Origin of the sequence: Sphingomonas sp. 4RDLI-65, assembly GCF_049472435.1 — a bacterium.
Taxonomy (GTDB): Bacteria; Pseudomonadota; Alphaproteobacteria; order Sphingomonadales; family Sphingomonadaceae; genus Sphingomonas.
In genome coordinates this window covers 34889-49347 of the sequence record NZ_JBCEBT010000012.1, presented here as the reverse complement: position 1 = coordinate 49347, position 14459 = coordinate 34889, and the positions used below count along the sequence as shown (strand labels likewise).

The window sequence follows — 14459 nt, the reverse complement described above, 5'->3', positions numbered from 1 at the left end:
CTGTCACCCCGGACCTGTTCCGGGGTCCACCGTCCCGCACGCTCGACGCCGTAGATAGTGCGGCACCGTGGATGCCGGAACAAGCCCGGCATGACGGGGGAGAAAGACTGACGGGGGTCGCGTCGGCCGGACTGGCTACCGCGCAGGCATCGCAACATGGAGGAACGCGACGCTGTCGGCCAGTACCGGCGCCTTGCCGCGGAACGGCTTCGACAGCGCCATCGCGACGTTCTCGTGGCTGAGGCCGGGATAGTCGATGTGCGTTACCGGCGCGCCGAGCGACTTCAGCCGCGCGGTGAGGTTGATCGCGTTGTGGGGCTTTACCTGCGTGTCGTCGCCCGCGGTGATCAGCAGCATCGGCGGCGCGTCCGCCCGTGCAAAGTGGATCGGCTGGGTCATCACCGGGTCGGCAGCGCCCTGCATCGCGTCGATCGCGCGCTTGGCGGTGAAGGGGTAGAAGTCGTACGGACCGCACAGGCCGACCGCGGCCTTGATGATGCGAGGGTCGACGCCCTCCGCCTTCAGCCAGCGCTGGTCGAGCGTCAGCATCGCGACGGTGTAGGCGCCTGCGGAATGGCCGGCGACGGCGATCCGGTTCGGGTCGCCGCCCGACTGCGCGATGTGGTCGCGCGTCCATTTCACCGCTTCGGCGCCATCCTGGAGGAAGGCGGGGAAACGCACGTCGGGCACCTTGCGGTAATCGGGCATGACGACGACGTAGCCCGCCTTCGCATAGGCCCGCGCCGCGAACGCGTAGGCGCCGCGCGAGCCGTGGACCCAGCCGCCGCCGTACCAGAAGATCAGCACCGGCAGGCCGGTCTTCGCGCCACCGGAGGGACGCCACACGTCGAGCTTCTGGCCGTGCGTGCCGAACGGGACGCCTTCCCTCACCCGCGCAGTGCCGCGACCGCCGCCCATCACGCCGTCGAGCACGCTGAGCGTGCCGGGGCCTGCGGTGAACGCCGTGCCCGCGATCAGGATCACGATCAGCGCGATGACGATGGCGGCGCGTTTCATCAGGCGGTGTAGTGCGCCGTCGTCTTCGCAGCGACCTCGTCCGCGGTCACACCGGGCGCGAGTTCGACCAGCTTGAACGGGCTGTCGTGATCGGGGCGCTGGAACACGGCCAGGTCGGTCACGATCATGTCGACGACGTTCTTGCCGGTCAGCGGCAGCGTGCAGGACGGGATGAACTTCGGCGTCCCGTCCTTGGCGGTGTGGTCCATCACGACGATGATCTGCTTGACCCCTGCGACGAGGTCCATCGCGCCGCCCATGCCCTTGATCATCTTGCCGGGGATCATCCAGTTGGCGATGTCGCCGCCTTCGCTGACCTCCATCGCACCGAGCACCGTGAGATCGATATGGCCGCCGCGGATCATCGCGAAGCTGTCCGACGAGCTGAAATACACCGACGAGGGGAGTTCGCTGATCGTCTGCTTGCCGGCGTTGATCAGGTCGGCGTCTTCCTCGCCCGCGTAAGGGAACGGGCCGATCCCGAGCATGCCGTTCTCCGACTGGAGCGTGACGGTCATGCCCTCGGGGATGTTGTTCGCGACCAGCGTCGGGATACCGATGCCGAGATTGACGTAATAGCCGTCCTTCAGTTCCTTGGCGGCGCGCGCGGCCATCTGGTTACGGTCCCAGGGCATCAGTTGATCGTTCCTTCCTGGATGGTGGTGATGGTCGTGAATTGTTCGCGGAGCTCGGTGCCGACGCCGTCGACGATCGCCTGCAATGCGGCATCTTCGTCGAGGCCCCAGGTGCCCGCATAGGCGCGCGCGGCATGGCGGATCGTGTCGGCGAGGAGGTAGCCGAACACGGTCGGGTCCTCGAGGATGCCCGCGTCGATCAGGACGTTGCTACCGGCGGCGCTGGTGATCCAGATGCGCGCGACCTCGACCGATTCGCCGGTGAGTTTTGCGCCCTTGTCGAGCGCGATCGCGTTGGGATGATCGGCCATTAGCGTACGCCTCCAGTCGGGGCCCAGCGGACTGCTGGCGGGAACACCTCGTCGCGGTTGCCCTTCAGCGCGGTGCCGTAGACGGGGTTGGGCAGCACGAACCACCCTGCGCCCCATTTCGCCGTGATCGCGGGCGACTGGACGGCGACGCGGCGCGCGGCGGGGGTCTGGCCGGCGTTGAAGAGGTCGCTGAAGTCGCCGAGCTGGTCGCCGCCCATCGCTACGACGCAGTATTTCGCGGCGATCGTCGCGCGGCGGCCGTCCTTCTTCGAGCCTGTTGCATCGTCGCCGGCGAGGAACAGCGTTTCGCCGTGGCGGGCTGGGCCGATGCCAGCGGCTTCGATCGTGGCCTCAGTCTGTGCGGCGTTGGCGGCGGAGCGGTTGGTGTTGAAGATGACCGTGACGCCCATCGCGCGGAGGGCGGTGAGCGCGGCGAGGGCGCCTGGGACGGGGGCGACCTGCTTGACGCCAGTGCGCTCCCACTCCTGCCAGCGAGGATCGGACCAGGGTTGGCCGGAGGACGCGTCGTATTCGAAGCCGAGGTTGAGGAGGACGGTCTCATCGACATCGAACACCGCGGCCTTTGGCTTGGTGCCGCAGGTGGTGAAGGTCGGCGCGGCGAGCGAGGCGCCTTGTGCGAGCACGACGGAGGTTGGGGTGCGTTGTGCACGGACGTAGCCGACCAGCGCGTTCCAGGCCTGGATGCTGACCGCTGCGGCTTCGCCCGAGGCGTAGAGATACTGCATACCGGCGGGGACACCGTTCACGGTGATGGGCGCGGTAACGCTTGGCGAAGACGCGATCGAGGTCGGCGCCGATACGCTGACGCAGCCTTGCAAAACCAGTGCCCCTGCGAACGCAGGGGCCCAGGATACCGTCCGTAGCGCTCGTGACCCTGGGCTCCTGCGTGCGCAGGAGAACGGCAGAGCGTTCATGCCGCCGCGCGCTCGCGGACGGTGCGGAATTCGATCTGCTTGTCGTACGGCGAGCCGACGATCATCCGCTTCACGTAGATGCCCGGCAGGTGGATCGTGTCGGGATCGAGACTGCCGACGGGGACGATCTCCTCGACCTCGGCGACGCAGATTTTCCCTGCCGTTGCCATCGGCTGGTTGAAGTTGCGCGCGGTCTTGCGGAAGATGAGGTTGCCGCTCTCGTCCGCCTTCCAGCCCTTGATGATCGCGAGATCGACACGGATGCCGCGTTCGAGGATGTACTCCTCGCCGTCGAAGGTCTTCACTTCCTTGCCCTCGGCGACCAGCGTGCCGACGCCGGTCTTGGTGTAGAAGCCGGGGATGCCTGCGCCCCCTGCCCGGCAGCGTTCGGCGAGCGTGCCCTGTGGACAGAACTCGACCTCGAGTTCGCCGCTGAGATATTGCCGCTCGAACTCCTTGTTCTCGCCGACATAGGACGAGATCATCTTCTTCACCTGGCGCGAGCGGAGCAGCTTGCCGAGGCCCTGCCCGTCGATCCCGGCATTGTTGCTGGCGATCGTCAGGTCCTTGACGCCCGACGCCTCGATCGCGTCGATCAGCCGTTCGGGAATGCCGCACAGCCCGAACCCGCCCGCACAGATCGTCATGCCGTCGAACAGCACGCCTTCGAGTGCCGTCGCCGCATCGGTGTAGCGCTTGTTCGCCATGCATCCTCCTCAAATCCTGGTCACCGCATAAGGCGCCGCCAATCGCTCGGCAACGTCGCTGCGCACGACAGTTCAGTATGCGAGCATCAGGCCAGGGCGCTTCCACCGTGTCTTGACCAGCCGGCCGCTGCCCGAGCAGGTTATGTACGCGTCCATGCCGTCCGCGCCGCCCCAGCAGATGTTGGTGGTGAAGACGTCGTCGGTGGCGACGAACTCGACCAGTTCTCCGCCGGGCGAGATGACACTGATCCCGCATTCGCCGATCGTCGCGACGCAGATGTTGCCGCACGCCTCGACGCCGAGCGAATCGAAGAACTTGTAGCCGGCGGGGCGGTAGAGCGGCGTGCCCGCGGCGCTGGCGACTTTGCCCGGTGTGACGACGTCGAACGCCATCAGGCGGCAGGTGTAGGTTTCCGCTGCGTACAACGTCTTGCCGTCGGGCGAGAGGCCGATGCCGTTGGGGTTTTCGCTCGGGAAGATGACTTCTTCCAGATGGCTGCCATCGGCTTTGGCGTAGAAGATGCCGGTGATGTCGCGGGCCCGGTCGCGCGATTTGCCGTGGTCGGTGAACCAGAAGCCGCCATGCGAATCGAAGACGATGTCGTTGGGACCTCGCAGCGAACAGCCGAAATCGCCGTCCTTGTAGAGGATCTCGACCGCGCCGGTGGCGATGTCGATCCGCTCGATACGGCCGGCCGAATAGTCGTCCGGCTGGCCGTGCGGGGTGAGGAAGCCGTTGGTTTCGCGCCATGCAAAGCCGCCATTGTTGCAGCAATAGAGCTTGCCGTCGGGGCCGATTGCCAGGCCGTTGGGGCCGCCGCCGGGCTCGGCGACCGTCGACTTGGTGCCGTCAGGGGCGATGCGAGTGATGCGGCCCGCCTCTATCTCGACGAGGATGATGCTGCCGTCGGGCATCGCCACCGGGCCTTCGGGAAAACGCAGGCCGTCGGCGACGGTGGTGAAGTCGGTCATGATCCTCTCCGGGCGAGTCGGGTTGGTCCCGGCTTCGACGCCAGCGTAACCGTTTCTCGACTTCGCGCACAACGGACGGCAGGATGCGTCGATGATCACACCACGCACCGGCGGCCGTATCCTGGTCGACCAACTCGTCGCACAGGGCTGCGACCGGATCTTCACCGTGCCGGGGGAGAGCTTCCTGGCGGTGCTCGACGCGCTGCACGACACGCCCGCGATCGACCTCGTCGTGTGCCGGCAAGAGGGCGGCGTCGGGTTCATGGCGTGCGCGGACGGGACGCTGACGCACCGGCCGGGGGTGGCGTTCGTGACCCGCGGGCCGGGCGCGACCAACGCGTCGATCGGCGTGCACGTCGCGATGCAGGATTCGCAGCCGATGATCCTGTTCGTGGGCGATATCGACCGCGGCACGCGCGATCGAGAGGCGTTCCAGGAGATTGATTTCCAGGCGATGTTCGCGCCGATCGCCAAGTGGGCGGCACGGATCGACGATGCGCGGCGGATCCCGGAATATGTCGCGCGCGCCTATGCGACGGCGATGTCGGGGCGGCCGGGGCCGGTGGTGCTGGCGTTGCCCGAGGACATGCTGCTGGACATCGTCGACGCGGTCGATCGGCCGCGGGTCGAGCGGGTGGCGCAAGGGTGTGATGCCGATACGATGGATTTGCTCGCCGATCTGCTGACGACTGCCGAGCGGCCCGTGGCGATCGTCGGCGGTGCGGGCTGGGATGTCGCGGCGTCGGGGGCGTTCTCGACATGGGCGGATCGTAACGGGATCCCGGTGGCGGCGGCGTTTCGGCGGCAGGATGCTATTCCGAACGACTGCCCGGTTTGGGCGGGGAACCTTGGGTATGGGCCCAATCCGAAGCTGGTCGAGCGGGTCAAAGCGGCGGATCTGCTGCTGGTCGTCGGGCCGCGGCTGGGGGAGGCGACGACCGATGGCTATGCGCTGATTACACCCGATCATCCGGGGCAGCGGCTGATCCATGTGTATCCCGATCCGGACGAGTTGCACCGGGCGTACCGCGCGGATGTGGCCGTGTGTGCGGGGATGGCGGAGTTTGCGGAGGCGTTGCTGGTGGTCGACCTGCCGCCGCGGAGTGCTGGGGCGGAGGCACATGCGGAGTGGCTGGAATGGTCTACGCCGGCGCCGCGCGATCTGGCGATGGACCTCGGGCCGTGCGTCGCGGCGATGCGCGAGCGGCTGCCGGCGGATGCGGTCATCTGCAACGGGGCGGGGAATTACTCGGGGTGGTGGCATCGCTACTGGGCGTATGCTGGGCCGGGGACGCAGCTTGCGCCGACCGCCGGGGCGATGGGGTATGGCGTGCCGGCGGCGGTGGCCGCTTCTTTGCGTCATCCGGAGCGGACGGTCGTGGCGCTGGCCGGGGACGGGTGTTTTTTGATGAACGGGCAGGAACTCGCGACCGCGGTAGCGCATGGCGCGGACATGCTGGTGGTGGTCGTGGATAACGGCAATTATGGCACGATCCGTATGCATCAGGAGCGGGAGTATCCGGGGCGGGTTTCGGGGACCGGGTTGCGGAACCCGGACTTTGCCGCGCTGGGGCGGGCTTATGGGTGCTGGGCGGAGACTGTTTCTCGGACCGAGGATTTTGCCGGGGCGCTGGACCGGGCGATGTCTCGGTCCGGGGTGCGGTTGCTGCACCTGGTGACGGATATCGAGGCGATTACTGCCGGGACTACGCTGGCGAAGGTGCGTGGCGGCTGATCTTTTCGAGACCACCCAATGAGAAACACCACCCCGGCGAAGGCCGGGGCCCAATTGGGGGACGGTGATGATGAAGGGCAGTCCTTCGTTACTCCGGACGTGCCAATTGGGCCCCGGCCTTCGCCGGGGTGGAGGTAATGGTAGCGAGTGACTTCATCAGCGCAGCCACTGTTCCCCCGCGAAGGCGGGGGTCCAGGAGCAAAGGCAGCTAGCGATACTTAGCTGTGCCCCCGCGTCCGCGGGGGAACATTGCTTGGGGTTTAGCGTATGACGGCGGCGAGTTTCAGGCGCCCGCCGCCTCCAGCTTTGCCCGCACAGCCGCGACTGCTTCCGCGGCCTTGTCGCCTTCAGGCCCACCGCCCTGAGCCATATCAGGCCGACCACCGCCGCCCTGCCCGCCCAGCGTCGCCACCGCGATCTTGAGCAGGTCGACTGCGTTGTGGCTGGCCACCAAGTCCGCGGTCACGCCAACCGCGACCGAGGCGCGGCCGTCGTTGATCGCTACCATCACCGCGATGCCCGAGCCGAGGCGCTGCTTGGCTTCGTCGACCGCGCCGCGCAGGCCCTTGGCTTCGAAGTCGTTGAGCACCTGGCCGATGAACGCTACGCCGCCGACCTGCTCCGGGCCTGCCGCCTCGCCCGAGCCACCGCCGCCGAGCGCCAGCGCCTTCTTCGCGTCGGCGAGTTCGCGTTCGAGGCGGCGGCGGTCTTCAAGCAGGGACGCAACGCGTGCCGGGACCTCGTCGGGGGTCGACTTCAGTACCGCGGCCGCCTCGCGCAGGCGATCGTCACGGCTGGTCAGATACGCGCGCGCGGCTTCGCCGGTGAGCGCTTCGACACGGCGAATGCCGCTTGAGACCGCGCCCTCGCCGACGACCTTGAACAGGCCGATGTCGCCGAGCGCGTTGACGTGCGTGCCGCCGCAGAGCTCGATCGAATAGGTGCCGTCCTCGGTCGAGCCCATCGACACGACACGCACCTCGTCGCCGTATTTCTCGCCGAACAGCGCCATCGCGCCCATCGCAATCGCGTCGTCGGGGGTCATCAACAGCGTCGTGACGGCGCCGTTGCCGCGGACCTGCGCGTTCACGTCGGCCTCGACCTGCGCGATGTCGGCGGGGGTCATCGCGACCGGCTGCGAGAAGTCGAAGCGCAGGCGGTCGGGGGCTACAAGGCTCCCCTTCTGCGCGACGTGCGTGCCGAGGCGTTCGCGGAGGGCCTCGTGCAGGAGGTGCGTCGCGGAGTGGTTGGCGCGGATCTGCGCGCGGCGGGCGACGTCGATCTGGAGCTTGACCGGGTCGCCGACCTTGATCTCGCCGGCGTCGACGATCGCGTGGTGGACGAACACGCGGCCGAGTTGCTTCGACGTCTCGGTGACGTTCGCGTGCAGGCCGGTGTCGTTCGAGATGTGGCCGGCATCGCCGACCTGCCCACCACTTTCGCCATAGAACGGCGTCTGGTTGACGACGATCGCGACCGTGTCGCCGGTGGTCGCGTGGTCGACGCGCGCGCCGTCCTTGACCAGCGCGACGACCTCACCCTCGCCGGTATCCGATGCGTAGCCGAGGAACTCCGTGCCGCCGGTCTGCTCGACGATGTCGAACCAGATGTCGTCCGAGGCCTTCGCGCCCGAGCCCTTCCAGGCGGCGCGGGCGGCGCGCTTCTGCTCGGCCATCGCGGTGTCGAAGCCTGCGCGGTCGACCGCGATGTTGCGTTCACGCAGCGCGTCCTCGGTCAGGTCGTACGGGAAGCCGTAGGTGTCGTAGAGCTTGAACGCGACGTCGCCCGCCAGCGTACCGTCGGTCATCCCGGTGGTCGCCTCGTCGAGCAGCTTCAGCCCCTTGTCGAGCGTCTGGCGGAAGCGCGTTTCCTCCTGCTGCAACGTCGCTTCGATCAGCGGACGTGCACGCGCCAGCTCGGGATAGGCGGCGCCCATCTCGGTGACAAGCGCGGGGACGAGGCGGTGCATCAGCGGCTGCTTGGCGCCAAGGATATGCGCGTGGCGCATCGCGCGGCGCATGATCCGGCGGAGCACGTAGCCGCGGCCTTCGCTGGCGGGCAGCACGCCGTCTGCGATCAGGAAGCCCGCGGTGCGCAGGTGATCGGCGATCACGCGGTGGCTGGCAGTGTTGGCGCCGTCGGTGGCGGTGTGCGTCAGCGCGCCGGAGGCGGCGATCAGCGCCTTGAACGTGTCGGTGTCGTAATTGTCGGTGACGCCCTGCATGACCGCGGCGATGCGCTCGAGACCCATGCCGGTGTCGATCGAGGGTTTGGGCAGGTTGCCGACGATCTCGGCGTTCTCCTGCTCATATTGCATGAACACGAGGTTCCAGATCTCGACGAAGCGATCGCCGTCCTCGTCGGGGGAGCCTGGAGGGCCGCCGAAAATGTGGTCGCCGTGGTCGTAGAAGATCTCCGAGCACGGCCCGCACGGCCCGTTGTCGCCCATCGACCAGAAATTGTCCTTGGTCGGAATGCGGATGATGCGGTGATCGGGGAGGCCGGCGACCTTCTTCCAGAGGTCGAACGCCTCGTCGTCGGTGTGATAGACGGTGGCGGTCAATTTGTCGGGCGACAGGCCCCATTCGCGCGTGAGCAGCGTCCAGGCGTGGACGATCGCCTGTTCCTTGAAATAATCGCCGAAAGAGAAATTGCCGAGCATTTCGAAGAAGGTGTGGTGGCGCGCGGTGTAGCCGACATTGTCGAGATCATTGTGCTTGCCGCCGGCGCGGACGCATTTCTGGGACGAGGTGGCGGTCGTGTAGGGGCGCGATTCCAGGCCGGTGAAGACGTTCTTGAACGGCACCATCCCGGCGTTGACGAACATCAGCGTCGGGTCGTTCTGCGGCACGAGCGGTGCAGAGGGTACGATCTGGTGCCCCTGCGATCCGAAATAGTCGAGGAAGCCGCGGCGGATGTCGTTCGTCGATGTCATGCGGCGGGACTTAGGCGAGCGGGGCGGTTCGCTCAAGTCGGGTGTGGCGCTCGCCTCGCACGCATCGCATTGAAACGAAGATAGCTTGTTTCTCCGCGAAGGCGGGGACCCAGACTGGGCTCCCGCCTTCGCGGGAGAACAAGGAAGCGGGGGCTGCGGTTCGGTAAGAACTGCCACCCCACAACGAGACCACCCCGGCGAAGGCCGGGGCCCAATTGGAAAGGTGTAAATAATGGATCGCGGTGCTTCGTTATCGCCGTCCCCCAATTGGGCCCCGGCCTTCGCCGGGGTGGTGGAGTGCGCGGTGAGCGGATCTGTCCCAAATCAGCTTACCCCAACGGCACATCCAGCGACTTGGGCGGTTCGCTGAACCATTTCGGCCCCGTGTCAGTCATGTGGAAGCAATCCTCGATGCGGATGCCGTATTTGCCGGGAATGTAGATGCCCGGCTCGTCGGAGAAGCACATGCCCGCCGCCAGCTTCGTCGTCTCGCCGCGGACGAGGTTGACGGGTTCGTGGCCGTCCATGCCGATGCCGTGGCCGGTGCGGTGCGACAGGCCGGGGAGTTTGTAGCCGGGGCCGTAGCCTAGCGTTTCGTAATGCCGCCGCACCGCGTCGTCGACGCTGCCCGCGGTCGCGCCGATCCGGGCGGCGGCGAACGCGATCTGCTGGCCGCGAGCGACCTGGTCCCAGGTCTTGCGCTGGTCGGCGGTCGCGGTGCCGTGGACCCAGGTGCGCGAGATGTCGGACTGATAGCCCTGCACGGTGCAGCCGCAGTCCATCAGCACGACTTGGCCGTCGGCGACGCGGTGGATCTCGCGACTGCCGTGTGGATAGGCGGACGCCTCGCCGATCAACGCAAGCGCGAACTCGGGCGCGCCGCCGAGCTTCTTGGTTGCAGCGTTCATCAGCGCGCCGATCTCGGGGCCGGTCATGCCCTTCTCGACTCGCGCATAGGTCCAGCGATAGGCGGCGAGCGTGACCTCGGTCGCCGCCTGCATCAGCGCGATCTCGGCGGGCGTCTTGATCATCCGGCAGGCGCGGACGACGGGGTCGGCGGAGACGATCTTCGCCTCAGGAAGCACGCGCTGGAGACCGGCATAAGCGAAATAGCGCACTTCCGCCTCCAGCCCGATCGGCCGCGTGGCGAGCTTCCGGTCGCGCAGGAAACCCGCGACCACGGCGAGCGGGTTCTCGTCCTCCTGCCACACGCGGACCTCGGCGGGGACGGCGAGTGTCTCGCGCACCGACGGCTCCTCGAAGAACGGCGTGACGATGCACGGCTCGCCCTCGACCGGGAGGATCGCCAGCGTCAGCCGCTCGCTCGTGTGCCAACGGACGCCGGTGAAGTAGATCAACGACGATCCCGGCTCGATCAGCACTGCGCCGATGCCCGCCGTCTTCATCAGCGATTGCGCGCGCACTAGCCTCGCGGCGCGTTCGGCAGCGTCGATCGGCTTGGTCGTGCCGGTGATGTCGGACAGCGCCGAGAGGTCAGGCTCGGCGGCGCGCAGGATCGCGGGGATCGACAGTAGCGGGGCCGCGATCGCGAGGCCGATCAGGTCGCGGCGCGAGGGACCGAAGGCGGATTTACGGGGTGTGGTCGACATCGCCAGACGATAGGGTCCTTGACCCGGGCGCCGCAATCCCCTTCCCTGTCGGCACTTCTCGGGAGCGATTAATGGCCAAGCGGCTAACCTATTACATCTTGTTCGGCCTCGTCGCGGGGATGGTCGTCGGCTGGATCCTGAACGCGTCGATCGACGACGGCACGGCCGAGTCCGCCGCGCGGTTGAAGGACATCGCCGGCTATTTCTCGATCGTGACGTCGCTGTTCCTGCGGCTGATCAAGATGATCATCGCGCCGTTGGTGTTCTCGACGCTGGTCGTCGGGATCGCGCATATGGGCGACACCGGCGCGCTCGGGCGGGTGGGTTTGCGAAGCCTCGGGTGGTTCATCTGCGCGAGTCTGTTGTCGCTCACCCTGGGCATGATCCTGGTCAATGTGTTGCAGCCGGGCGTCGGGCTCGAACTCGCGATCCCGCCGGCGACCGCGTCGAGCGGCGTCGATGCTGCGGCGTTCGATCTCGCCAAATTCATCTCGCATATCGTCCCCGATTCGATGATCGCAGCGATGGCGAGCAACGAGATCCTGCAGATCGTCGTGTTCTCGGTGTTCGTCGGCGTCGCGATCACCGCGGTCGGCGAGAAGGCCGCGCCGCTGGTCAAGGCGATCGAGGCGCTGGTCGCGGTGATGCTCCAGATCACCAATTACGTGATGCGGTTCGCGCCGTTCGCGGTGTTCGCGGCGGTAACCGCGACGCTCGCCGAGCGGGGGCCGACCATTCTCGGCCAGCTCGGCTATTTCATGCTGACCTTCTATATCGGCCTTGCGCTGCTGTGGGCGATGCTGATCGGGATCGCGTTCCTGCTGATCGGGCCGCGAACGCGGTTGCTGGTGCGCTATATCCGCGATCCGCTGATCCTGGCGTTCTCGGCGGCGTCGTCGGAGGCGGCGTATCCGCGGACGCTGGAGGCGCTCGATCGGTTCGGCGTGCCGCCGCGGATCGCGAGCTTCGTGCTGCCGCTCGGCTATTCGTTCAACCTCGACGGGTCGATGATGTACATGACGTTCGCGTCGCTGTTCATCGCGCAGGCGTACGGCATCGACATGCCGATCGGGCAGCAGATCGCGATGCTGCTCGTGCTGATGGTGACGTCTAAGGGGATTGCGGGGGTCCCTCGCGCGTCGCTGGTGGTGATCGCGGGGACGCTGTCGATGTTCAAGATTCCGGAGGCTGGGATCTTGCTGATCCTGGCGGTGGATCACTTCTTGGATATGGGGCGCTCGGCGACGAACGTGATCGGCAATGCGGTGGCGGCGACCGTGGTGGCGAAATGGGAGGGCGGACTCGACGAGCGCGAGCCGGCGGACCGGGATTTCCCGCATGCGCCTACTGGGCATGGGCCGAAGGTGGATGTGGATAGTTACGAGAAGATCGGGCCGGGGCAGGCTTGAGGTTGGACGGCGATGTTGAACCGATGACGTCTCGAGGATGCCCCTCCACGCTGGCGGTTTAATAGAGAAGTACCGCCCCGGCGAAGGCCGGGGTCCAATTGGGGGACGCTATGGTGACCGCCGCACCTCGTTACTCCAACCTTTCCAATTGGGCCCCGGCCTTCGCCGGGGTGGTGTTTAGGGGAAGGTTGCGTTCTCAGCCTCGATGCGGTTTCTGATCTGAAGCCTTCAAGCGTAGGCGTAGGGGCCGCCTTTCTTGAGGCCCGCTTGATACGCCGGCCGCGCGTGGACCTTGGCGAGCCAGGCGATCGTTGCGGGGCGGGACTCGTCGAGGCCGCCGCGGCTGCGCGCGGCTTCCAAGGGAAAGCTCATCATGATGTCGGCGGCGGTCATCTCGTTGCCGGCGAACCAGGGGCGTTGCGACAGTTCGGATTCAACATAGTCGAGATGGACGTCGATCATCGGCTGGATCTTCTTCACCGCGACCTTGCCCATGATCGGGATGCGCGCGAGGACGAGCTTCAACAGCAGCGGCGGCATCATCGAGCCTTCGGCATAGTGGAGCCAGAAGCGGTAGCGGAGCGCGTCGGCGCGGTTGGCGGGGGCGCCGAGTTTGCCGTCCGCCTTGTCGACGAGATATTCGACGATCGCGCCGGTTTCGGCGACCACCTGACCGTCATCTTCGATCACCGGCGACTTGCCGAGCGGGTGGACCCGCTTGAGTTCGGGCGGGGCGAGCATGGTCTGCTCGTTCCGCTCGTAGCGTTTGATTTCGTAGGGAAGACCGAGTTCCTCGAGCATCCACAGGATCCGCTGCGATCGTGAGTTTTCGAGGTGGTGGACGATGATCATGCGGGCTCCCCCTGGTTTATTCGGCCGATTTGCGCGCGGTCCAGATCCAGGCGGCGGCGGGGAATTCCACCGTGTCGCCGTTGCTATGACGCGCGCAGACTTCGGTGAGACGCGCGATGTGGCGCTCGCGTTCCTCCGGGGCGGCGTCGCGGATTGCGGAGGCGGCGGGGCCAATGCGGCGAAAATAGTCGACCGCGTCCGTGACGGAGTCGCTGCCCTCGCCTGCGCGGTAGGCGAAGTCGATACGCTGGGGCGCAGCGGCGTGCCAGCCGGAGGTCGCGAGAATATCGGCAACATAGCGGGGATCGGCGAAGGCGAACGGGCCTGGGGTGATCGACGTTGGAGCGTCCGCGTCGCCGCCCGTTGCGATGATGGTTTCGGTGGCCCAGCGATTGGCGGCGCGTTCGGCGAAACAGGAAAAGACGAGCGATGCGTCGGGGGCGGCGGCTTCGGCGAGTGTGGCGAAGGCGGCTGTGGGGTTGGTGAAGAACATGACGCCGTGGCGCGAGACGTAGAGATCGACGGAGGCATGGCTCGGGGCGACGACGGTGATGTCGGCGCATTCGAAGCTGGCGTTGGCTTGAGCTTCGGCGCGGTGTTTGGCGATCTCGATCAGGTTTGGCGAGAGATCTATGCCGGTTACGGTCGTGGTAGGGAGAGCCTGGGCCGTGGCCAGCGTAGTGGCACCGGCGCCGCAGCCTATGTCGATGATCTTTCGAGTTCGGAGGGGAGCGGTGGCGAGGATAGCTGCGTTCAAATGCGGGGTCAGGTTGGTGAAGCTGCGGTCAGTTCTGCGCCATTCCGCGGCCCAGACGTCGCCTATTCTGCCGGTCCAGTCGTAGGCGGTGGTCATGGGTTGGGGTGCCTCATGGTCGGATCTGGGGACGTCGGTTCTGGGTGAGATATAGACGTTCGCGTGGGATTGGCGTTGGGTATTTGAAGGCTTCGTCGAGCCCGTTGCGTTCTCTGCGCGGCAGTGTGAGCGCCATGCAGCGGTCTGCAATTCCTTGTTTCCCCGCGAAGGCGGGGATCCAGACTGGGCTCCCGCCTTCGCGGGAGAACAAGGGGGCAGGTGCTGCGGTTCGATGGGAGCCGCCACTCTGGCGGAGGCCGGGGCCCAACTGGGAGCCGATCGTAACTAAAGATCGCGTTCCGTTATTGCCACCTTTCCAACTGGGCCCCGGCCTTCGCCGGGGTGGAATGTTGGGATGGTGCGGTGCGGTGCCTACATAGAGATCCTACGCCGGCACAAAGCCGATGCCGACGTCGATGAAAGCCCGATGCCGCCCCGGCCCCTGCACGATCAACCGCGTGCCCTCACCCTCCCATTGCGAGAGCAAT

General features: G+C 66.7%; 12 protein-coding genes. 2 read left to right on the top strand and 10 right to left on the bottom strand.

Features of this window, described 5'->3' with window-relative positions:
- Positions 1–135 precede the first annotated feature (135 nt).
- From VH567_RS17165 to VH567_RS17140, 6 genes are all read right to left on the bottom strand, one after another.
- Positions 136–1017: an alpha/beta hydrolase gene (locus VH567_RS17165; protein ID WP_423327439.1), complete on the bottom strand. Its 882-nt coding sequence runs from the start codon at positions 1015–1017 to the stop codon at positions 136–138.
- Positions 1017–1652 (bottom strand): 3-oxoacid CoA-transferase subunit B, encoded by a 636-nt coding sequence (locus tag VH567_RS17160; RefSeq protein ID WP_423327438.1) that lies wholly within the window; start codon positions 1650–1652, stop codon positions 1017–1019. Before VH567_RS17160 ends, VH567_RS17165 begins: the two co-directional genes overlap by 1 nt.
- Complete coding sequence (locus tag VH567_RS17155) at positions 1652–1963, bottom strand: DUF5076 domain-containing protein (protein WP_423327437.1); 312 nt, start codon at positions 1961–1963, stop codon at positions 1652–1654. The genes VH567_RS17160 and VH567_RS17155 overlap by 1 nt, the downstream gene beginning before the upstream one ends.
- Positions 1963–2730, bottom strand: a complete 768-nt coding sequence (locus VH567_RS17150) for an HAD family acid phosphatase (protein WP_423327436.1) — start codon at positions 2728–2730, stop codon at positions 1963–1965. The genes VH567_RS17155 and VH567_RS17150 overlap by 1 nt, the downstream gene beginning before the upstream one ends.
- Before the next feature lie 164 nt (positions 2731–2894).
- Positions 2895–3605, bottom strand: a complete 711-nt coding sequence (locus tag VH567_RS17145; RefSeq protein WP_423327435.1) for a CoA transferase subunit A — start codon at positions 3603–3605, stop codon at positions 2895–2897.
- 72 nt (positions 3606–3677) lie between these two features.
- Positions 3678–4577 carry an SMP-30/gluconolactonase/LRE family protein gene (locus VH567_RS17140; RefSeq protein WP_423327434.1) on the bottom strand — a complete coding sequence of 300 codons (900 nt, stop codon included), beginning with the start codon at positions 4575–4577 and terminating at the stop codon, positions 3678–3680.
- A gap of 91 nt (positions 4578–4668) precedes the next feature.
- Between VH567_RS17140 and VH567_RS17135 the strand changes: the two genes are divergently transcribed.
- The gene (locus VH567_RS17135; RefSeq protein ID WP_423327433.1) at positions 4669–6312 is read left to right on the top strand and encodes a thiamine pyrophosphate-binding protein; all 1644 of its coding nucleotides are present in this window, start codon (positions 4669–4671) and stop codon (positions 6310–6312) included.
- A 283-nt stretch (positions 6313–6595) separates the two neighbouring features.
- On the opposite strand, the gene alaS is transcribed toward VH567_RS17135, so the two are convergent.
- On the bottom strand, positions 6596–9247 hold the full coding sequence (alaS, locus tag VH567_RS17130) for an alanine--tRNA ligase (RefSeq protein WP_423327432.1): 2652 nt from the start codon (positions 9245–9247) through the stop codon (positions 6596–6598).
- A 329-nt stretch (positions 9248–9576) separates the two neighbouring features.
- Positions 9577–10857, bottom strand: a complete 1281-nt coding sequence (locus VH567_RS17125) for a M24 family metallopeptidase (RefSeq protein ID WP_423327431.1) — start codon at positions 10855–10857, stop codon at positions 9577–9579.
- Between the two features lie 71 nt (positions 10858–10928).
- On the opposite strand from VH567_RS17125, the gene VH567_RS17120 reads away from it, so the two are divergent.
- Positions 10929–12266 (top strand): dicarboxylate/amino acid:cation symporter, encoded by a 1338-nt coding sequence (locus VH567_RS17120; protein WP_423327430.1) that lies wholly within the window; start codon positions 10929–10931, stop codon positions 12264–12266.
- A 228-nt stretch (positions 12267–12494) separates the two neighbouring features.
- Here the strand turns inward: VH567_RS17120 and VH567_RS17115 are convergent, their stop codons facing one another.
- Both VH567_RS17115 and VH567_RS17110 read right to left on the bottom strand, forming a co-directional pair.
- The gene (locus tag VH567_RS17115) at positions 12495–13118 is read right to left on the bottom strand and encodes a glutathione S-transferase family protein (protein ID WP_423327429.1); all 624 of its coding nucleotides are present in this window, start codon (positions 13116–13118) and stop codon (positions 12495–12497) included.
- Between the two features lie 16 nt (positions 13119–13134).
- Entirely contained in the window at positions 13135–13971 is an 837-nt protein-coding gene (locus VH567_RS17110) for a class I SAM-dependent methyltransferase (protein WP_423327428.1), read from the bottom strand.
- Positions 13972–14459 lie beyond the last annotated feature (488 nt).